This is a genomic window from Thermoanaerobacter brockii subsp. finnii Ako-1, assembly GCF_000175295.2.
Taxonomy (GTDB): Bacteria; Bacillota; Thermoanaerobacteria; order Thermoanaerobacterales; family Thermoanaerobacteraceae; genus Thermoanaerobacter; species Thermoanaerobacter pseudethanolicus.
In genome coordinates this window covers 680864-701979 of record NC_014964.1, presented here as the reverse complement: position 1 = coordinate 701979, position 21116 = coordinate 680864, and the positions used below count along the sequence as shown (strand labels likewise).

The following is a 21116-nucleotide window of genomic DNA, read 5'->3' as shown; positions in this document are numbered from 1 at the left end:
TCACCATTTTACTCAAAAATAATTTGTATGGCATTTAACGCATCCAAAATTTCATTTTCATTAGAATCTAAAATCACTTGAATTCCCGTACCAAACATTGCACCAAGTATCATTCTCGCTACTGCTCGTGGAGAATAACTTTTAAAATTGTCTCCTAAAGCACTATTACTTAAAATTTTTTCCTCAATCATTTTAGATAAATCATTAAATAAATCCTTTAATAAACTGTTAAAAGAAGAGGACCACATGGCTAAACCTGTAAAATCGTACAACAGTTTAAAAAGTCCCGGATTATTACTTAACAGGTCTTTAAAAAATTTCACTAAGGATAGCATCTTATCCTTTGCAGTTTCTCCAATACTCAAAGCTTCATTTATTTCTTCTAAATATTTATCTATCATCATCTTTATTACCTCTGTAAAAAGCCCTTCCTTACTACCAAAATAATAATGCAATTGGCTTAATACAACACCAGCTTCCTCTGCAATATCTCTTAACGAAACATTAGCATAGCCTTTAGTTGAAATGCATTTATATGCAGCATTTAATATTCTTTGTGATTGGTTTCTTTCTTCCATATTGGATTACTCCTTAAGTTCCTCTACTATTTTTTCTATTTTCTCTCGCGATAATGCAAATAATCCTAACCCAAAATTAATAGATTTTTCTATCAAATTTGTCATGGCAACCTCTCCTTTGAAATTAATTCGGACATCCGTCCTAATTTTCTTTTAAAAATATTATATACCAAATTTTAAAAAAGTCAATATAGAATTTTTTGGCGATAGTGTCAAGATACTGTAGGATATTTTTTAAAGACAACCCCTAAAAATTATTAATTCAAGGTTTCTAACTATCATTTTTTTTATATAACTTGCGCATATTTTATTGCTCTTAAAATCCTATATATTGGTGTAACTTTCCCTATATTTAAAACTGTAATATTATTTATCTTTTCATTTGTAGACGTTTTAATTCTCCTTACCGCCTCTTTTATTTGCTTCTTTGTTAATTTGTAGCTCCCTGCATTTATATTCTCTTTCTTACCCCATTCTATTTCTCTTAAATCTCCTCCGTTCTTGCTAAATACTCTTAATTTCGCCATTAACTTTAATCCTTCTCTACTCCACCCTAGTGGATTCCTACTTAATCTAGAAGAAAATACATGACTTATATGCCCTTCTGCACTGCACCCTATTACATCTTTGTCTTTACTGTATATCTCTACTCCTTCCCAATTATTTAGTATGTACCTCTTGGCCTCTTTTACCTTCTCTTTTTCTCTCTCTTCCTCTGCTGCCTTTATTAACTCATCCAATACCTTCTTTACTCCTTCTTTATCCCCTTCATTTATTGCTCTCCATATCTTATCTCTATACTTTGGCTCTTTTGATGTTGCTTTTAATACGTATTTGTTTAAATGATATCTGTCTAACACAAACCTTGATTTTGCTATCCACTCTAATCCCTCTTTTATCCACGGTGCTCCATCTCCTGCTATGTATATCTTCTCTATCTTCTCTTCCTTGTAATTTTCTTCTATGTAATTTGCTACATCTATCCATATGTCTTCAGCTTTCTCTCCTACGTATGCCTTGTAATGCACATTTCTCAGTACATTTCTACCATTTTTCTCTTCTTTACCTTCATGTATGTATATCAATCGCGGTGTTTCATTGCTGCCATCTTGCAAAGGCACATGGTCTTCATCTGCTTCTATGTATAATACCCTTACTTCTTTCTTCTCTTTTATTTCTCTCTTTACCTCTACTTCTCCTATTTCCCTTATTGCGTTTAATACCGTCTGTTTACTTAACTCCTCTGGACATGCTTTTTTACTGCTTATTTCATATGATTCTTCTATTGCGTTTTCTACTAACTTTATTTTTACTCCCTTTTCTATCCTATCGTGCCGTCCTATCTCTAATGCATCATCCACCAAATATGTATATCTTCCATCCTCTTTAGATTTGTAATATGTCCTCTCATATTCAATATCCCCAAGGACTGTCGTTAATCTCTTTTTATCTTTCCTCTCTACTACCCATTTTTCTTTCCTTCTCTTATCTTCTTTTATTATCCTATCTAACTCTTCAATAATTGCTTCTATTGCCTCTCTACCTAGTTTGTCCGTCAGTTCCTTTATCCTTGCTGCAAGCTCTGTAATATTCATTCCTTTATTTAATAAATCACTATAAATTGCAATATTAAATGCAACACCTAATGAAAATCATGTAGATATAGGATTTGGAACAAATCATATATAACCTTAAGCCCATCTTAGTTAACAAGTTGAGCGAAGGTCGTGATTTGTCAAGGGTTAAAGTCAGGCGAAGCCTGCCCCTTGACAAATCACGAACGAGCTCTAAACTTTATAATGGATGGGCTTAACAGATTTTTGCCAGCTCTTCATAAAAGTATTCCTTAGGCGTTTTGTAATTTAACAATTTTCGTGGAAGGTTATTAAGCCAGTTTTCTACTCTCTTTATCGTATCTATAGATAAATCTTTAATACTTTTACCTTTAGGGATGAAACGTCGTATAAGACCGTTATGTCGTTCATTTGTAGCTCTTTCCCAAGATGAATATGGATGTGTATAATATACTTCTACGCCATATTCTAAAAGAGCACTTTCTAAATCACTAAACTCTGTACCATTATCAGATGTTATTGTTTTAAAGACCTTGCTTAAATTGTCACCAAACATATCTTTTAATTTTGATAATGCATCTTTAACAGATTTATTGTCTTTTGCATCTAATAAGAATATTATTTCATGGCGAGTCTTACGCTCTATTAATGTTAAAAGGACCTTGTCATTAGATTTCTTGCCAATTAACGTATCTATTTCCCAATGCCCAAAAACTTCACGGCTTTCAACTTCTTTAGGCCTAAAATCAATACTTTTACCCATAATACGTTTATTTTTACGATTTTGTTTCTTTCTTGGTTTTAAACGTAGTTTTAAAGGTAAATCAATGTTTTTAACTTTTAATAATCCTCTATCTATATAGTTGTACAGTGTTTTAGTACAAACAATAGTTTTATTATTCCAGCTTGGGTCTTTTTTACAATAGCCTACAACTGCATCTGGTGACCATTTTTCATTTAATATTTTATTTTCAGCATATTTCAAAAAATCTTCTGCTTTAGCTACTTTAAATTTAGCTCCGCAATTTGAGCGATTTTTTTCGTAGATAGCTTGACCGGTTTCAGGAAAATAGCTTGTATAAGAAGATAAATCACTTCTAAGTTGTGTAGTAGTTCCACGTTTAATTTCACGGCTTATAGTGCTTGGAGATCGATTAAGTTTTTTAGCAATATACCGAATACTTCTTCCTTCTTTGAGTAATGCATAGATTTCTCCTCGTTCATAGCTACTTAAGTGTTTAAAAGAACGCTTTTTTGTGGTATCATTATTATGAACCATAGTGAAAATCCTCCTTGTATGATGTTTAGTTGACACCTATATCATACACGATTTTCACTATGGTTTCTATTCTTTTATCTGTTGCATTTAATTATACAACTAACCTTTAATAAATCACCAAAAATTTCTACTACTTCCTTAGTGAAATTTAGAGCATTTTGTAGTATAATATCCTCAAAGATATGTTTTTTCACAAGAGACACCCCTTTCTGTATTGTTTTGTTTTCCATAATCTATTTTATCACAGGGGTTGTCTCTTGTTTTTTTTCACCCAAAAAATCCTACGATAATTTTACACTATGTTTTTTGGCATGCCTTTAAAATAAATATTGGCAATGATTTTTGCAAATTCATCTAATCCTACTCTTTACTCTTCCAACAATTCCTTTACAATTTCTATACCGTTTAATTTCATATGGTACAAAAACATAGTATGTACCAAATCACCATCATGAGGCATTATCTTGAGGGACTGGGCAGTTTTGACAGAAATGTCATAGGTCTCGACACAATTTTCTGGTACAATTACATTAACTTTAAGATTATTGGCATTTGCAATCATTTTTATAGACATAGCCGTCTGGTAAACGCATAAATCAGTGCAATCTCCTACTACAATAAAAGTAGATTTTCCTTCTTTTATCATTTCCAAAGTCTTTTTTAAAAATTCATTTCCACCTTCTAATTCCCCACCGAAAAACGCATTTAAAGAATTCTTTTCAAAAACTACCGGTTCCCCTTCAATTACTTCCTTCAATTCATCCACAATTTCACTTTCAAAACTTCCTTTTACGCAATGTTGTGGGAACTCCCCAAATTCTGCTGCACCTACAGTATGAGAATCATTTATAAAAAAGACATTTTTTATGCCCATTCTATAAGAAGCCTTGATTAAATTTTTTATGGGTTCTATTATGCCCGCTACTCTTGGACTGGCTAATGGACCACTTTTGCAAAAACCATTTACCATATCCACAATCAGTATTGAAACCTTATCAACCCCACCAGCGTCATAAATAACACTGCTGAGACTCTTATTGTCAAGATTGCTGTAAAAATCAAAAAGGTAATTTAGAAAAGGTCTGGTATTATACAAAAAACTATCAAAATTCATAAAAATCCCTCCACACAAAGGCTCTTTGCCTAAATTATACCATAAAACAAAAAAACAGAACATTCCATACTGCCACTGAAATACCTATACAAGAATGAGTTTGTAACTTTTTAATAGCTTTTGCAGAGTCATTTTTTACAGTATCTGCAACAGCTATAATGCCATAAACACAGTCCTGGGAAGCCAAAATCATTGCTGTTTCACCTTGTAATTAATGAAAGGTTTTGTAAAAATATATGAAATTTTAGTAGAATTTTAATCTTCTCTACCCCACTGGCCATGTCTATGTCGCATGCCTCTATGACCTCTTTGGTCTTCATCATAAACTCTGTAATTGCCACCTTCTACCCTTATCGCCTTGCCATTGACTAAAGCATCCGCTACCTTTTGTCTAGCTGAATTGATTATTCTAAAAAACGTAGGCCTTGACACCTTCATCATCTCAGCACATTCTTCTTGCTCTAAACCTTCCAAATCTTTAAGTCTTATGGCTTCTAATTCCTCTACTGTTAGTATAACTTCATCTAACATAGACATAGGCACGCCAACAGGTTTAAAATGCGTCACGTTTGGTTCACTTCTAACCCATCTGCATTTTGGAGGTCTTGGCATTTTATCACACCCTATTGTTTAATAAATGACGATTACTTTAATATTTTATACTTTTTAAAGAAAAATATCAATCCTTCATAAAGTAGAACTTATTACAAGCAAACCATATACTATCACCTGTGTCAAAAATGTATTAGGCAAATCCCCATATTCTATTGCATATTCCATAGCGTATCTTATTAAATCAAGGCCCCAAGCACTTCCCCAAAATAGAATATATTTTTCCTTTTCTGCATTATGCACTAATAAATAAAATATTGCTAAAATCAACAAAATTAATATCTGGTATTTATTGAAATATGTATATTGCTAGCCATCCTATTCCCCCTCTACCTAGAAAAACAAATGTTTCTAAATACATCATAAATCCATTTTTAATTTATGTCCATTATCAAGTTCATTTTTCCGAAAAATAAAAAGAGAGAGGTGACTCTCTCATTCTCTTATTAATATTTCTCCAAAATTTCCATTCAGTTTTTCTTTTATTTTTTTTAAAAAGTTAATATCACAATCTTGAATTCCACTTTTCTCCTTATCCAATACTCCTTCAGCATACTTGTACCTTTGTAAAGTATACCTTTTCGCAGGAGAAATCCAATCAGCTAAAGCCTCAAAATCTTCTAAAGTAAGTAGTTTGTCATTTACAGTAGTTCTAAATTCGTAATCTATATCAGAATTTTTAATTATCTCTACACTTTTTTGAACATTATCTATCTCTTTTTTGTTTTTTAAAAATATGCCATATTTTTCTATTGGCGCTTTTATATCCATAGCTATATAATCGAGCAATCCTTCATCTAATAAATTTTCTAACACTTGTGGTCTTGAACCATTAGTGTCAAGCTTAACCTCAAAATTTAAGTCCTTTATATTTTTTATAAAATCTTTAAGCCCTTTCCAAAGAGTAGGTTCTCCACCTGTAATACACACTCCTTCTATTAAATTTGCTCTCTTTTTAAGGTAATCAAAAAACTCCTTTTCACTCCGTATACCTTCCCTTATTTGAATTAAATAAGAGTTATGGCAGTAAGGACACTTAAAATTGCAACCACTTACAAAAACAGTGGCTGCAATTTTTCCTGGGAAATCGGCAAAAGAAACAAGCATAAAATCGTACATCATACAACAAATTCCTTTCTGTCCTTAAACTCTTTTTTCTTTCCTTCATTCCAATTCTTTACTGGCCTATAATATCCCACTACGCGGCTGTAAACCTCACATTCTTTCCCACAGTAAGGACATTCAAAATGTTCACCCGAAATATACCCATGGTCTTCACAGATTGAAAAAGTTGGAGTTATAGTGTAATAAGGAATTCTATAATTATAAGCTATTTTTTTGACTAGAGCTTTGCAGGTAGTAACATCGTTTATACTCTCTCCAATAAATCCGTGAAATACTGTACCTCCTGTGTATTTTGTTTGTAACTCTTCTTGTAAGTCTAAAGCAGTAAATATATCTTCAGTAAAGTCCACAGGAAGCTGGGTGGAATTTGTATAGTAAGGCACATCGCTACCTGCAGTTATTATATCTGGGAATAATTCTTTATCTTTTTTAGCCAATCTATAGGAAGCTCCTTCTGCAGGGGAGGCTTCTAAATTGTACATGAAATTAGATTCTAATTGATATTGTTCTAATTTATGCCTCATAAAATCTAATACTTCAAGTGCAAATTTCCTTCCCTCTTCACTGGCTATGCTTACTCCAATGAAATTTAATAGTGCTTCATTCATTCCAATGAGTCCTATCGTGTTAAAATGGTTTTGCCAGTAAAATCCAAATCTCTTTTTTATATCTCTTAAGTAAAATTTTGAATAAGGATACAATCCCATTTCAGTCATTTTCTCTAAAACTTCTCTCTTTATTTCAAGGCTTGTTTTTGCAATATCCATAAGCCTTTCTAACCTTTGGAAAAACTCTTCTTTTGATTTAGATAAATATCCAATTCTTGGCATATTTATTGTTACAACTCCTATTGAACCTGTAAGAGGGTTCGCTCCAAAAAGCCCGCCCCCACGCTTTCTTAATTCTCTGTTGTCCAACCTCAACCGACAGCACATACTACGCACATCATTGGGATCTAAATCACTATTTACAAAATTGCTAAAATAAGGTAAACCATACTTCGCAGTCATTTCCATTATTTTATCTATGACAGGACTATCCCAGTCAAAATTTTTAGTTATATTATAAGTGGGTATTGGAAAAGTAAATATCCTGCCGCTGGCATCTCCTTCCATCATAACTTCTGCAAATGCTATATTTAGCATGTCCATTTCTTTTTGAAATTCTTTATACGTTTTATCCATCAATTGACCGCCAATTATAACAGGTTCATCTGCCATAATCTCCGGTACCACAAGATCCATAGTTATGTTTGTAAAAGGAGTTTGAAATCCCACTCTAGTTGGAACATTTATGTTAAATATAAACTCCTGTAAAGCTTGCTTAACCTCTTTGTAAGAAAGATTATCGTAATATATAAAAGGTGCCAAATAGGTATCAAAATTAGAAAAAGCTTGTGCACCGGCTGCTTCCCCTTGAAGTGTATAGAAAAAATTGACAATCTGTCCAAGAGCGGACCTAAAGTGCTTTGGAGGTTTGCTTTGAACTTTCCCCTCTACCCCTGTAAATCCAGAAAGCAGTAAATCCCTTAAATCCCATCCACAGCAATACACAGATAAAAGGCCTAAGTCATGAATGTGCAAATCTCCATTTACATGGGCATCTCTAACTTCTGGAGGATATATTTTGTTTAACCAGTAATAAGCTGTTATCGTACTGGAGATATGATTATTTAAACCTTGAAGTGAATAACTCATATTGCTATTTTCATTTACTCTCCAATCTTGCTTCCCTATGTATTCATCCACCATTTTTTCAATGTCCATAAACATTTTTTTAAATTCTCTTATCTCTTGATGCTGTTTTCTGTATAAAATATAGGCCTTTGCCGCTTTAGCATAACCATGCTTTATTAAGTATTGCTCTACAATATCTTGAATCTGCTCTACACTGGCTATTCCTTCTAAATTATTTTCTACGTACTCTGTCACTTCATCTGCTATTTCAAGGGCATCTTTGTATTCCCCTTCTCCCACTGCTTTAAAAGCTTTGTATATAGCATTTGCAATCTTTATCTTATCAAACTCAACTTCCCTTCCATCTCTTTTTATAACCTTTATAGCAATTTTCATGATTTTAAGCCTCCATTCTTTTGTAAAAATAATTAAACCCCTTAACTTCTACGGCAAGTTAAGAGGTGTACAAAGTACCTCACCTCCTCTATCGACCGTAGAGCAAGTGTAATCCAAATACAGGCAGGTCTCCTGACTTAGGTTCATCGCTCTTTACGCCTTCCCACCCGGCACCCAATATTTCCCAATGTTTTACAAATCAAACCAAAAAGGCAAGAAGACAAGGTGATGGTTCCTTTGTCTGTTTTTTTACTCCACTTACCTAAAAGGAAGTGCCAGGCAGTGGCTTTTTGTAAAGAGCTCACCATCACAGTGGCGGGACCGTGCAGGATTCTCACCTGCTTCCCTTTTAACCCAATTTCCCTTTGAAATTGGGCACCTGTATCTGTGTATATTCTATTTTGCACAAAATCTAGTATATTATTTATTAATATCCTCAACATGTAGTATACCACTGCTTTCTTGCATTGTCAATATAAAAAATGATTTAAAATAGGCCATTATTTTTGCCTATTTTAAATCATTATAAAAAAGGCACTAAATCGTGCCTTTTTATACCTTAACAGCTTCTAATCCTTTTACAGGACAATGAGCGTATTTTCTGTCCTTTGCCACCAGTGTTGTGACTAACCCTTTAGAATATTTATTAAAAAGTATGTCATGGCCTACGCAAAGACCTATTACTACATTGAGTTCTGTATTTTCTTGGTTCATTATCTCTGCCTGTGTTATAGGATTGCAAGTAGCAACAAATCCCTCTTTATCTTTTTGAATGTCTATATCTTCTATATCAATAGAACCGACTTTACAGCAAACAGGAACAATTTTTAAATCATATTGTTCTAATAATTTTACAAATTGTTTCGCTTCTTTACTCGTAGAATAACAAAATGCAACGCCAATAGTTTTAAATCCCATCTGTTTAATAAACTCTATTATTTCCTCAGTTCTACTTCTCAACTCTCCATTTTTCTTTTTAGGAAGAGTATTGGCAAAGTTCATTATTTTATGAACCATTTCATCTTGTTTATATATTGCTACTGATTGTTCTACTATATCCCTTCTTTCAACAGTAGGACAATTTTTCGGGAAATTAGCCTCCCCTTTAGCACAAGGCTTTTTAGGACATATTCCACAAGTATAAATTGCTTTCATTTTATTCACCTCTTGTATACTGTATACAATATTTATTAAAAAAATTATACCATAACCCTCCCCCTTCTGCAAGGGGATATACCTCCTACTCCCCAAAACAATCTATACAGACCTTTTTCCCTTCTTTAAATCTTATCTTGTTTTCCGCAGCATATTCGCCGCATATTTCACATTGTATTGAAGGGTATATTTTTGCCTTTGGTGGTATACCATAAGTAGGAGTTTTAAAATCAAATATTTCTTCTAATGGTGCATTCAATAAATATTCTTGCCATTTCTTTCTGTCATTGGAGTGATTAAAAGCTTTTAGCACTATCCTTATACCTTCATTAGTATCACGCCTGAAAAAAGTAAAAGCCTGCTTGCCTCTATCTCTGTAAATGAGATTTCCTTTCCCAAAAGTGCAACCTGTAATATATTGAACTGCATCAACACCACAAGCGTTGTTCTCAGTCACACAGACTACCTCTTCATCTTTGGAAAATGAAAGGTTTAGTTTTTTGATCGCTGCCTCACAAGCTCTAAAGCCTATCGCAAGACCTGGACATTCGTGACCATGAAAAGCTACGCACTTTTCCCATAATTCTTTTTCCACTTTGCATCCTCCTAACATTACAATGTATCCTCTGGACCTTTTATACTGTCAAGTTCATAAACATAAGGCTTTATATCCAGTATAGGACTTCCATCTAAAGCATCCACACCTTTTACATAAAGTTTATTTCCTTCAACTTTTACAAGGTCGGCAACACAAAAAGCAATAGGGTTTGGCCTTGAAGGAGATCGAGTAGCAAAAACCCCTTTTACCTCTGGTCCCCAAGGTGTAACTGTCTTTAAAACATCCCGTTTTCCTAAATGGCACCAATAAAGCACAATTATGTGTTTTTTGCTTTCAATATCACAAAGCCCATCTACAAATTCAGGGTATATTTTTAAAACTGCCTCTTTATCCGACATCCTACCTTGCTTTGGAGCATCTCCTCTTTTTTCATAAGGGCTGTGAACAATTCCTATAGGTATTAAATCCAAGCTAAACTACCCCTTTCTACAATTTAGAGTGGTATAACTATTGGTATATTACGGCATTTTTCTACTGCAACAGGTATACCATAAACAGCTTGTATATTTTCCTCCGTCATGACTTCCATTCCACCATAGGCAAAAATGGTGTTATCTTTTAAAAGTAAAAATTTATCAGAAAATCTAAGTGCCAAATTTAAATCATGGATTATAACAATTGCTGCTATATTTTGCTCTTTCACTGTCTCTTTCACAATTCTTAAAACCTCGATTTGGTTTTTTAAATCCAAATTATTTGTCGGCTCATCCAAAAGCATTACAATAGGTTGCTGTGCCAATGCCCTTGCTATGACCACTTTTTGCAATTCTCCTCCACTTAACTCACTTAAATAACGCAGTGATAACTTTTCTAAGTCAAATTTTTTTAATACCTCATTTACAATCTTTATATCCCTTTCAGTCACATCCCACTTTATATGAGGTTTTCTTCCTAAAAGTACCGCATCAAATACAGTAAATCGACCATTCTCATTCCTTTGAGCCACATAACCTATCCTTTTAGCTACTTCTATTCTACTTAGTTTTGAAATTTCATCTTTTTCGATATATATCGTCCCTTTGTGAGGCTTTAAAATTTTATTTATACACTTCAAAAGAGTAGACTTACCAGCCCCATTGTTTCCTAAGATAGAAAGTAATTCTCCTCTTTGAAGAGTAAATTTAACATCTTTTAAAACAGGTACACTGGTATAGCTGAATTCAATACCATCTATATCCAAAATCATCTCTTATACCCCCTTGAAAGCACATAGAGGAAAATCGGTGCTCCCAAAAAGGAGGTTATAGCTCCCACAGGTAACACTACCGGAGAAATAATAGTTCTGCCTAAAGTGTCTGATGCTAAAAGTATTAAACCTCCCATTACAGAAGAAGCAGGAATTAAAAATCTATGGTCTCCTCCAATTAATCTCCTCATTATGTGAGGCCCAACAAGTCCAATAAAGCCTATAATTCCTACAAAGGAGGTAATAACGGCAGCAATTAAAGAAGAGACAAACATGCCCAATAATCTTACTCTTTCCACGTCAACTCCAAGGCCTTTTGCCGTTTCTTCTCCACTGTCTAAAGCATTATAGTTCCATCTGTTAAACATAAAATATATCAGAGAAATGCCTACAACTACAGACATTATACCTAAATCCTTCCATGATGCCCTTCCTATATCTCCAAAAGTCCAAAAAACTACAGAAGCCACTTTTACATCATCAGCAAAATACTGCAAAATCATAGTAACAGCTGAAAACAAAGACCCTAAAGCTACTCCTGCCAAAACCATAGCCTCAGGAGTTACTCTAAAACTTTTTGCCAACATCAATACGACTATTGTCGAACCCATAGAACCCAAAAAAGCAAAAAAGACTACTAAATAAGGATTGTTTATAATCACAGAATCAGAATTTGCAGTACTACCTGCACCAAACACAATTATAGCTACTGCTGCTCCAAAAGCTGCTCCTTGAGAAATACCTAAAGTAAAAGGAGAGGCTAAGGGATTTCTTAAAATGCTTTGTGTTACACATCCTGCAACTGAAAGACCAATTCCTGCTACAATTGCTGTTAAAACCCTTGGCATCCTAATGTTCCAAACTATGATACGAAATCTCTCTTCTCCCTTACCTAACAACGTTTTTATGACATCATAGGTACTAATGCCAGCCGAACCTGCATTTATAGCATATACTGCAAGTACAAGTGTAGCCAAAGCTGTTAAAAATATAATCAATATTTTTCTTTTGATATATTTATTATAGCTATCCGGTACAGTATATATATATGACTGTCTCAAAGCTTCATCCCCTTATCTTTGTAATTCCCCCACTCGAAAAGCGGAGGAATTATGTTATACTCTAAAACTTAATTTTTTCAAAACCCCCATACACTTCTTCCATTTTGTCATACACATTTTTTCCGTAATCTCCAAAAAACAAACTATAAATTTCTTTTGCCTTTTCTACAGGATCGATATCTTTAAATGCTTCTGGATAAAGAACTTTTCCAACCCAATAGGAATCTACCAAAGCTGTGTCAATATTTGTAGTGTAATTGTTGTAAGGTAAAATTCCATATACATTGTCATTTTTAACAGCCTTCAAACTTTTATAAAAATCAGTATTTTTTTGATAATCTTGTTTAACTAAATCAAAGTTCCCTTCATCAATGAATATTATATCAGGATTCCAATCTAATAATTTTTCTCTTTCTATCATGATACTTCCTTTTTGTCCTAAAGTATCAGCTACATTTTTTGCATTTACAGCCATAAAAGGCGGATAATTCCCTTGTGTACTCTCTATACCGTGTGCACCTTTAAATCCTAGTGCACCTATATAAACGGTTGGCTTTTTATCCTCTGGTATATCCTTTGTCCTGTCCTGTAAATCTTTTTGAATTCCTTTGATGTAGTCAACTACTTCTTTAGCTCTATCCTCTTTTCCCATAATCTTTCCTATAATCTCTAATGAGGTATATACATCCTCTTCAAAAGTCCCGAGTTTGCCATAGCTTAAAACTACCACAGGAATTCCTGTTTTGGCCTGCAAGTCATCAGCTTTGGCTTTGTCGAGCAAAGATATCACAAAAATAACGTCAGGATTTACTTCAACTAATTTCTCTGCATCTGCTGTAGAATCAGGACCACCTTGTCCAATAGTAGGAAGTTGAGCTAATTTCTCTTGAAAAATCATATTGTAGGTTCTACCATCTACAAGTTTTTTCTCTATATTTTCTACTCCTGCGACTCTATCAATCCCATCTATATAGGTTATAAGTCTTAAAGCTCCTGGACCTATCCCTACAACTTTATGTACTGGGGTCTTTATCTCTACCTGTCTTCCAACTAAATCTGTAACTGTTTGAACTGTTTCCTTGGAAGTTTGAGAAGTTTGAGATTGATTTTGTGAAGCTTTACTACAAGCTGTCAAAGAAATAACAATCACTAACAAAATAGCAACTATTCCATTAAATTTTTTTAATTGTTTTGACACTAATTACCCCTCCATTAATAAATTTTTACTATTATCGGTCCATGTATAATGTATACGAGTAGTATAATACGGTGTTACTTTTTTAAAAATTATAACACGAAAAAATAGCGAAAACAATAGGCATTAAAAAAACAGACCAAATTTGGCCTGTTTTTTTAATTCTTAAAATTCTCATATCTTTGACATAGCATCTAAAGCAGCTGAATTTATTGGGTATGACACAGGAGAAGATGTGAGTAGTGGATGTGTCGCCACTTGGAATGTATTTAGTTCTGACGCTGTTGTTCCTTTTTGTATTGCAAGACTTAAAATATTAATCATTTCACCAACATTTTCTCCTCCTGCTATTTGAGCTCCTAATATGACTCCAGAATATCTTGAGAAAATCAATTTTATCTTCACACTCTTTGCATTAGGCAAAGTTCCAGGATGTTTGTCCATTGTGCTAAATTCTCCGATTACTATATCAAAGCCTTCAGCTTTTGCTTGCGTTTCTGTAAGACCTGCAGCAGCAAAAGCAGTATTGTATATCTTTGTAGAAAAAGCACTTATTGTACCTTTATTTTCCCTAACCAATCTTAATTGAAATACATTTACACCTGCAATTTTTGCCTCATTAGCCGCAGTAGAGGCAAGAAGTATAGGAACATTCTTTCTTGTAAAGAAGCATTTCTTTTCTGCACAGTCACCAACGGCGAATATGTCTGGATCGTTAGTTCTCATGTATTCATCAACTGTTATTGCTCCTTTTTCATTAAGTTTTATACCTGCAGCTTCAGCTAATTTAGTATTTGGTTTTACGCCCATAGCTAATATGACAACGTCAGCTTTTATTTTTTCACCTGTATCTAATTCAACTTCTTTTACTTTTGTATCCCCTACAAGTTTTGTAACTTTTGTATTTGTTTTTATTGTTATACCATGTTCTTTTAATGTGGCTTCTGCCATATCACTGTATTCATGGTCAAAGGCTTGCCACAAAAGCTTGTCAGCAACCTCAATTATTGTTACATTTTTGCCAAGAAGTTGCACCTGCTCTGCCATTTCAACACCAATAAATCCACCGCCAATTACTACAACATCCTGAGCCTCGTTAATCTTTTGCTGAACAAATTTTAAGTATTCTTCGTCTTTTTTTATTGTAAATACATTTTCTAAGTCATGCCCTGGTATAAAAGTAGGAACTATTGGCAAAGAACCTGTCGCTAAAATTAGTTTTTTGTAGGAAATTTCTCCACTCTTTTTAGCATTAACTTTCTTGTTTTCCCTATCAATTGAAAGAACTTCATCTATTATTAAATCAATACCAGCATTGGTAAGCATTGCATCGGGTATAACATTTTTAGATGTGTCTTTTAATGTTCCAAAAATGTACGGGATACCGCAAGGAACCATTACCCGTTCTCCCATTCTTACAACAGTTACTTTCTTATCTTTGTAAGTTTTTTTAGCAGATAAAGCTGCTAAAATTCCACCTGCACTTCCTCCAATGACCAAAACATCAGTTTCCATCACTTCTATTACCTCCTATATTTTGCATTTTGCTAGAAACTACCCCCTACCCTGTAGGGTACCTCTACGTAAATTATAGGATTATAATAAACTTATGTCAATAAAATATCAAAAATTTGTTAAGAAAATAGTTTAACAATTTTATTGATTTTTTATTAACAATTGTTTTATACTAATTAGGGAAAGAGAGAGTGATATTCATGATAAAAGAAAAAGATATTGATGCGTTAATTGAAAAATTAGAAACACATCACAACATTGATAAAGAAGAACTTGTAACGCTTTTAGCTTTAGAAGACCCTTCCAAGATTTATCAAGCTGCGGATAGAGTTAGAAAAAAATATGTAGGAGATGAAGTACATTTAAGAGGTCTCATAGAATTCAGTAACTACTGCAGCAACACTTGTTTTTATTGTGGCCTTCGAGGTCCTAACAAGACAATTAAACGATACAGAATGGAACCCGAAGAAATCCTACAATGTGTAAAATATGGAGCATCAGTTGGACTAAAAACAATAGTCCTTCAAAGCGGTGAGGATAAATATTTTAAAATAACTACTTTATGTAAAATAATAGAAGAAATTAAAAAATTAGATATTGCAGTAACTTTAAGTATTGGAGAACTTTCCACTAAAGACTACGCTGAATTAAAAAAAGCAGGAGCCGATAGATATCTACTTCGCATTGAAACTACAAACAAAGAGCTTTATCAAAAATTACATCCCGGCATGAGTTATGAAAATCGCGTAAGGTGCCTTATGGATTTAAGAGAATTAGGTTATGAAGTCGGAACAGGAAGCCTTGTAGGCCTCCCGGGACAAACTTTAGAAATGCTGGCACAAGACCTCATATTCTTTAAAAAAATAGATGCAGATATGCTAGGAATAGGTCCTTTTATACCTTGCGAAAACACACCTTTAGAAAGGGAAAAAGGCGGCAATGTGGAAATTGTATTAAAAATGTTAGCTTTATCAAGACTACTATTGCCTGACATTAACATACCTGCTACTACTGCTTTGGCTGTTAAAGACAAAGCAGGTTATATTAAAGGACTAAAGTGTGGAGCTAATGTAATAATGCCAAATATAGGTATAGATGAGTATAAAAAATTATATAAACTTTATCCTGGAAAAGTACCTGACAATCCCTCTGAAGCTGTAAATAGCCTTGAAAATATCAAAAAGCTTATTTTATCCCAAAATAGGACAATTGGAAAAGATAAAGGCTATCGTAAAAAATATTAAATTGATATACGATAGCCTTTTTTCTATGAAATTGCTCCTACAGGGCAAATATCAATACATCTGCCACAGTCTCTGCACTTCTTAGGGTCTATATAGGCAATTCCATCTTTTAACTTATGTTAAATTTAACGGGCTTTTAAACAACAATAGAAGAACTTGTAGTTAAATAAGATAGTTTGTCTTTTAAAACAGATTTTAGGATTCCATATTCGTCTATTCCCGTGCAATGACCTGTATATATTTTCTTTATTCCATAGCTATCTATTTTTTTGGCTATTTCTATGATTTCTTCTTCTGGCATACCTCTTAAATGAAAACCTCCAATTAATGACTTGAGAGAACTTCCTTCAAAACGCCTTTTTGCCGTTCCCAAAATATTTAATATACCTGCATGGGAACATCCCGTAATTACATTAATTCCATCTTCCTCTTTTACTACCACAAAAACCTCATCTAAAAAATTATCCTTTATTTTTTCTCCTTTTTCTTCAATTAAAAAATTCTTAGTAGTAAATTCATTGTCATAAACTATGTCAGTGCTTGTGATCACAAAAAAATCTTTTTCTACTTCTGTATCTTCCTCTATTAGCACAAAATTATTTTTGTATTTATTGTAAATTGCTAAGTTAAAACCTATCTCATCTATATTTCCATTTTTCCTCAATACATATTTTTTATCTAAAATCCTCTTATGAGCATATATTTTTACATAGGGATTCTTTTCGAGCAAACCTTTGAGCCCACCAATATGGTCATAATGCCCATGGGTGAGAACCACTTTTTGTATTCTTCCCACCTCTATACCCATTAAACCGCAATTTTTTATAAAGTTTTCACTCTGGCCGGTATCCACCAAAACTTCTTTATCATCTTTTTTTACTAAAATTGATAATCCATGTTCTGCTACAAAATTTTTATTAAAAACCACATTTTCTATAAGCACTTGTATTTCCAATTATTCTCTCCTGGTTACCCAAACTGTACAAAAGTGTACAGTTTAGATAGCTGGGATATTTGTAGTCCGCCTTTCAGGCTTTCCCAGACCCAGCAGGCGGTATTTGGGAAAGCCATAGCCCCTGCCCCAAGAAGCAGGAACTTACGCCCTTACAGGTCTCTCCACTTGCCCTGAATTAGTAATTCCTTCAGGGCAGAGAAGTCTCTTGATACCTTCTCAGGGGAGAGTGGCGTTACCACCGCTACCTTGAGAACTCGCCAGAAATTATAGGCACTAAAACTTGTTCCATCCAGAGGTTCTAGCACCCTTCCTGGCTCACTCTCAAGGCTTTGTAAAAATTCTATTGCTTTATTTATTTCCCTTATGTGCTTTTTCTTTATATGCTTGTTCCTGACTGTTTTCTTTACGTACTCTTTTAATTCTTCTAATTCTTCTACAGTCAATGCGTTGAGAAACTTTATATAATTGTCTGGTATTTTTTCTTGCAGTTTTAATCCTCTTCTTGCTATTACGTAGGCTGCTGCTACATCTTTTGTTATCATATACTGCGGAGAATATTTTAACATCCCTATTATTGATGTATAAGAAGGATTGACTTCTATTACTTCTATCCCTTCTCTTTTTGCCAGCGTTTTTATTTTTGAAAGAAGTGATTTATAGCTAAAGTTATGTCTTATTCTCCTTGATTTTCTCCCTGAAAAGTCTCCTTTTTTACCTTTGTTTTTTATGTCTAATCCCTCAATTACAATTGCTTTTCCTTTTTCTTTTGCTATATTTACTATCTCATGAGCATACTGCCATCTGAAGTATTCTCTTTTGTCTTTACTGCCACTTGCAAGCTCTGTCATTGGCATTTTATCATAGTTTATTAGATTCCCTTTTTCATCTGTTTCTGCCCATGATATGTTGTACGGATATGCATTTATATCTATTCCTATAACCCCTTTTCCTTTTGTTATCTTTATTTCCGGATATTCTTCTTCAATAGCAAAATAAGCGTATATACTGCCGTTTTTAAGTTTTAATTCTACAGAGTAGGGTATGTTTGATTGGGCAATTTCCTGTAGAAGTTCTCCTCTGCTCTTATTCTTTTTGTAGCCTGCTTCTATTCTGGCATATACATATTTTCTTTCCCCTACATTTATCCTTAAGAAAGTGCCATTTTCTTTTATTTCTATTCTTGTGTTGAGATTTCCTTTTTTGCTTTTATCCCCTCTTGAGTAGAGATTTCCTTTTCTTTTCTCTTGCCACTTTGTTTTTAGCTTTTGATATTCTTTCCCATTTATATGGCGCTTTTGAAGTTTTCCAAATAAGTCTCTTCCTCCAAAGATGACTTTCTTTGGATTGTTGTCTAATTGTCTAGATGATTTTAATACACCTCTTGCTTTCATTATTGCATCATCTACATATCTTGAGTTTAAGTCAAACGTCCCCTGAAGGTCTCTTTTTAATGTTTTTCTATCATAACCTTCTAAAAGCCTTTTGTATGAATATCTCATGCAGGATGACCATCTTCTCATTAAGTCTAATACTATTTGTTTGTCTTCTTGACTTAGAAAAATGAGTTTAGCCTGTATTACTATCATGTTTTTTACCACCTCTTTTATGTAAATTCTTTTTACAAGTGAGGTGATTTATTGCTATGATGTATTTCTGTCAATGTTGTAATCTTTTTAACTTTTTGTATATTTAATAACATTTGCAATCCGTCAATTAAAATTATACCATTTTGTACTGTTATTCTTAACTGTTGCAACCTCCCTTCTTTAATGGTGATGTTCGTGTTTTTCACAAGGACTGTTAGAAGATATCAAAGTACCATTGATGTACTTCTCTGCCACTTCTGTAACATTTCCTTCAGCGCCAGTTATTACATCTATTCCATAACTATTAAAAAGCTCAATAGCACTGGTCCCCATACCTCCAGAAATTATACAATCTACTCCTTTGTCTTTTAAAAACTCTGGGAGAAATCCTGGCCTATGACCGGGATTCGGTAAAAAAGTAGAGTTTTTTATCTCCTCATTCTCTACATCAAAAATCCAAAAACCTTCACAGTGCCCAAAATGCATTGAAACTTCTTCGCCTTCTGAAGCAACTGCAATTTTCATTTACTTTCCACTCCTTCATCTAAAATTTCTTTAATCCTAAGCCACATTTTATAAATTTGCTGGTAAGCAGTACTGTCAGGATAATCACTTAAGCTTTGTAAATTTTTTAAAGCTTTTACAACTGTTTCATCAAAATCTATTTTCCCAACAACCACAATGTTGTTTTCCTCACAATATTTTTCTATTTGTTGTGATACTTCTTTATTTAAATCCCATTTATTGACACACACTACGGAAGGAACTTTAAAACTTTCTATCGCTGACAATACTCTCTTCATGTCAGCAAAACCAGAAAGTGTAGGTTCTGTAACAATTAATACCAAATCAACACCCGTAGCAGCAGCAAGGACAGGACATCCTATTCCTGGAGTGCCATCAATTATCAAATACTCATCGTTGTCGTCACTTACTTCCTTCGCCTTCTTTCTCACCTCTGTCACCAATTTCCCTGAACCATCTGCTCCAGGAAAAAGCTCAGCATATACTACTTTTTCTCCCGACTTTGTCTTGGCATATACTACATGGCCTGTTTTTTCCTCTATCAATTTAATCGCTTCAACAGGGCATTTATACATGCAAAGGCCACAACCTTCACAATAATAAGGATTTACCTCAAAATTTGAAATAGCGTCAAACCTACAAAGTTCTTCGCAAAGTCCACATTCAATACATTTGTCTTTGTCAATTACTGCTGTCTCTTTGCCGTAAAAGTCTCGTTTTTCTATTATTTCTCCTTGCAAAACTATATTTAGGTTAGGAGCTTCTACGTCACAATCCGCCATAATCTTATTTTTGACAATGGTGCTCAAAGTAGTGGCAACTGTGGTCTTCCCTGTACCACCTTTCCCGCTTAAAATTGCTAACTGCTTCATTTTTTTATCAACCCCAATGCATCAGTCGTCAACTTCTCAAATATTCCTTTTACCTCTTCATTAACCTCAATCAACAATTTACCTTTTGAATAGGCCTCTGCAAACTCTTTTTTAAAAGGAATCTTCGCTAAAACTTTTATGCCTTCTTTTTCGCAGTATTCCTCGATAATATTGTCTCCTTCCCCAGCTTTATTAATGACAGCGGCCATAGGAATGCCCATCTGTTTTACAAGCTGTACAGCTAAATCAAAGTCGTGCAAACCATAAGGGGTAGGTTCTGTAACCAGAATGCACAAATCACTTCCTTCAATAGAATGTATAACTGGGCAGGAAGTCCCTGGCGGGCTATCCACTATTACAGGTTTATCTACATTCTCAATCAATTTATTAATCTCTTTTAAAATAGGCACTCCAGTCGCTTCTCCATAATTTAATTTTCCGTCTATAAAATCTACGCTTTGGGCTTTGCCCTTCCTTATCGTTCCAATAGGTTTGTATTTTTCTACTATGGCATCATAAGGACACATCTCAAAACAAGCTCCGCAGGAATGACATAAGTGGTCAAAGACGAGAATTTTTTTGATTAATTTTGTCAAAGCTCCAAATCTACACGCTTTTACACACTCACCACATAATGTGCATTTGTCGGAGTTTATTTCAGGTATTATGACTTCAACCGTTTTTTCATCTTCTATTTGAGGATTTAAAAATAAATAGCCGTTAGGCTCTTCTACATCGCAATCAACATACAGGCTATTATTAAAAGTTTTGGCAAGGTTAACAGAAACAGTTGTTTTTCCTGTCCCACCTTTACCACTCAATACAGAAATCTTGACTCTTCTCATCTTC

24 protein-coding genes and 1 riboswitch are annotated in these 21116 nt (G+C 33.9%); of the genes, 1 reads left to right on the top strand and 23 read right to left on the bottom strand.

The genetic code is table 11. The annotated features are described in order from the left end of the window. Positions 1–8: 8 nt before the first annotated feature. From THEBR_RS03370 to THEBR_RS03295, 16 genes are all read right to left on the bottom strand, one after another. On the bottom strand, positions 9–578 hold the full coding sequence (locus tag THEBR_RS03370; protein WP_009052951.1) for a TetR/AcrR family transcriptional regulator: 570 nt from the start codon (positions 576–578) through the stop codon (positions 9–11). A gap of 287 nt (positions 579–865) precedes the next feature. After that, the gene (locus tag THEBR_RS03365; protein ID WP_156770933.1) at positions 866–2206 is read right to left on the bottom strand and encodes an ISLre2 family transposase; all 1341 of its coding nucleotides are present in this window, start codon (positions 2204–2206) and stop codon (positions 866–868) included. 181 nt (positions 2207–2387) lie between these two features. Next, a complete protein-coding gene (locus THEBR_RS03360) occupies positions 2388–3431 on the bottom strand; it encodes an IS30 family transposase (protein WP_011025138.1) in 1044 nt (347 codons plus the stop codon). Between the two features lie 367 nt (positions 3432–3798). Then, positions 3799–4545 carry a cysteine hydrolase family protein gene (locus THEBR_RS03355; RefSeq protein ID WP_012269119.1) on the bottom strand — a complete coding sequence of 249 codons (747 nt, stop codon included), beginning with the start codon at positions 4543–4545 and terminating at the stop codon, positions 3799–3801. 34 nt (positions 4546–4579) lie between these two features. Then, entirely contained in the window at positions 4580–4738 is a 159-nt protein-coding gene (locus tag THEBR_RS12020) for a hypothetical protein (protein ID WP_156770932.1), read from the bottom strand. Between the two features lie 62 nt (positions 4739–4800). Next, complete coding sequence (locus THEBR_RS03350) at positions 4801–5157, bottom strand: DUF134 domain-containing protein (RefSeq protein WP_012269118.1); 357 nt, start codon at positions 5155–5157, stop codon at positions 4801–4803. A 75-nt stretch (positions 5158–5232) separates the two neighbouring features. Then, positions 5233–5427: a hypothetical protein gene (locus THEBR_RS03345; RefSeq protein WP_041589949.1), complete on the bottom strand. Its 195-nt coding sequence runs from the start codon at positions 5425–5427 to the stop codon at positions 5233–5235. 165 nt (positions 5428–5592) lie between these two features. Further along, positions 5593–6279 carry an anaerobic ribonucleoside-triphosphate reductase activating protein gene (locus THEBR_RS03340; protein WP_012269117.1) on the bottom strand — a complete coding sequence of 229 codons (687 nt, stop codon included), beginning with the start codon at positions 6277–6279 and terminating at the stop codon, positions 5593–5595. Continuing rightward, a complete protein-coding gene (locus THEBR_RS03335; RefSeq protein WP_012269116.1) occupies positions 6276–8354 on the bottom strand; it encodes a ribonucleoside triphosphate reductase in 2079 nt (692 codons plus the stop codon). The genes THEBR_RS03340 and THEBR_RS03335 overlap by 4 nt, the downstream gene beginning before the upstream one ends. Positions 8355–8459: 105 nt before the next feature. Then, a riboswitch (cobalamin riboswitch) is annotated at positions 8460–8752 on the bottom strand. 154 nt (positions 8753–8906) lie between these two features. Next, the gene (locus THEBR_RS03325) at positions 8907–9509 is read right to left on the bottom strand and encodes a DUF1847 domain-containing protein (RefSeq protein WP_012269115.1); all 603 of its coding nucleotides are present in this window, start codon (positions 9507–9509) and stop codon (positions 8907–8909) included. A gap of 85 nt (positions 9510–9594) precedes the next feature. After that, entirely contained in the window at positions 9595–10104 is a 510-nt protein-coding gene (locus tag THEBR_RS03320) for an FmdE family protein (RefSeq protein WP_041589947.1), read from the bottom strand. A 17-nt stretch (positions 10105–10121) separates the two neighbouring features. Continuing rightward, positions 10122–10538 (bottom strand): tRNA (N6-threonylcarbamoyladenosine(37)-N6)-methyltransferase TrmO, encoded by a 417-nt coding sequence (gene tsaA / locus THEBR_RS03315; protein ID WP_012269113.1) that lies wholly within the window; start codon positions 10536–10538, stop codon positions 10122–10124. A gap of 23 nt (positions 10539–10561) precedes the next feature. Next, positions 10562–11314, bottom strand: a complete 753-nt coding sequence (locus tag THEBR_RS03310; RefSeq protein ID WP_009052717.1) for an ABC transporter ATP-binding protein — start codon at positions 11312–11314, stop codon at positions 10562–10564. Next, positions 11311–12375 (bottom strand): FecCD family ABC transporter permease, encoded by a 1065-nt coding sequence (locus THEBR_RS03305; protein ID WP_003868050.1) that lies wholly within the window; start codon positions 12373–12375, stop codon positions 11311–11313. Before THEBR_RS03305 ends, THEBR_RS03310 begins: the two co-directional genes overlap by 4 nt. A gap of 61 nt (positions 12376–12436) precedes the next feature. Further along, a complete protein-coding gene (locus tag THEBR_RS03300) occupies positions 12437–13573 on the bottom strand; it encodes an iron ABC transporter substrate-binding protein (RefSeq protein ID WP_003868049.1) in 1137 nt (378 codons plus the stop codon). 171 nt (positions 13574–13744) lie between these two features. Then, complete coding sequence (locus THEBR_RS03295; RefSeq protein ID WP_009052718.1) at positions 13745–15085, bottom strand: FAD-dependent oxidoreductase; 1341 nt, start codon at positions 15083–15085, stop codon at positions 13745–13747. 200 nt (positions 15086–15285) lie between these two features. Here THEBR_RS03295 and hydE point away from each other — a divergent pair, with 200 nt between their 5' ends. Continuing rightward, positions 15286–16329 carry a [FeFe] hydrogenase H-cluster radical SAM maturase HydE gene (gene hydE / locus THEBR_RS03290; protein WP_003868047.1) on the top strand — a complete coding sequence of 348 codons (1044 nt, stop codon included), beginning with the start codon at positions 15286–15288 and terminating at the stop codon, positions 16327–16329. 23 nt (positions 16330–16352) lie between these two features. Here hydE and THEBR_RS11725 read toward each other — a convergent pair whose 3' ends face one another. The 7 genes from THEBR_RS11725 to THEBR_RS03265 form a co-directional block, all read right to left on the bottom strand. Continuing rightward, positions 16353–16430, bottom strand: a complete 78-nt coding sequence (locus tag THEBR_RS11725) for a 4Fe-4S binding protein (RefSeq protein WP_255345465.1) — start codon at positions 16428–16430, stop codon at positions 16353–16355. Positions 16431–16465: 35 nt separating this feature from the next. Then, positions 16466–17284 (bottom strand): MBL fold metallo-hydrolase, encoded by an 819-nt coding sequence (locus THEBR_RS03285; protein ID WP_012269111.1) that lies wholly within the window; start codon positions 17282–17284, stop codon positions 16466–16468. Positions 17285–17433: 149 nt separating this feature from the next. Continuing rightward, complete coding sequence (locus THEBR_RS03280; RefSeq protein WP_012269110.1) at positions 17434–18870, bottom strand: IS200/IS605 family accessory protein TnpB-related protein; 1437 nt, start codon at positions 18868–18870, stop codon at positions 17434–17436. 32 nt (positions 18871–18902) lie between these two features. After that, positions 18903–19040, bottom strand: coding sequence for a hypothetical protein (locus tag THEBR_RS12015; protein ID WP_156770931.1), 138 nt, complete (start codon positions 19038–19040; stop codon positions 18903–18905). 10 nt (positions 19041–19050) lie between these two features. Then, positions 19051–19395, bottom strand: coding sequence for a NifB/NifX family molybdenum-iron cluster-binding protein (locus tag THEBR_RS03275; RefSeq protein ID WP_012269109.1), 345 nt, complete (start codon positions 19393–19395; stop codon positions 19051–19053). Further along, the gene (locus tag THEBR_RS03270; RefSeq protein WP_012269108.1) at positions 19392–20267 is read right to left on the bottom strand and encodes an ATP-binding protein; all 876 of its coding nucleotides are present in this window, start codon (positions 20265–20267) and stop codon (positions 19392–19394) included. Before THEBR_RS03270 ends, THEBR_RS03275 begins: the two co-directional genes overlap by 4 nt. Continuing rightward, entirely contained in the window at positions 20264–21112 is an 849-nt protein-coding gene (locus THEBR_RS03265; RefSeq protein WP_009052721.1) for an ATP-binding protein, read from the bottom strand. The genes THEBR_RS03270 and THEBR_RS03265 overlap by 4 nt, the downstream gene beginning before the upstream one ends. Positions 21113–21116: the final 4 nt, after the last annotated feature.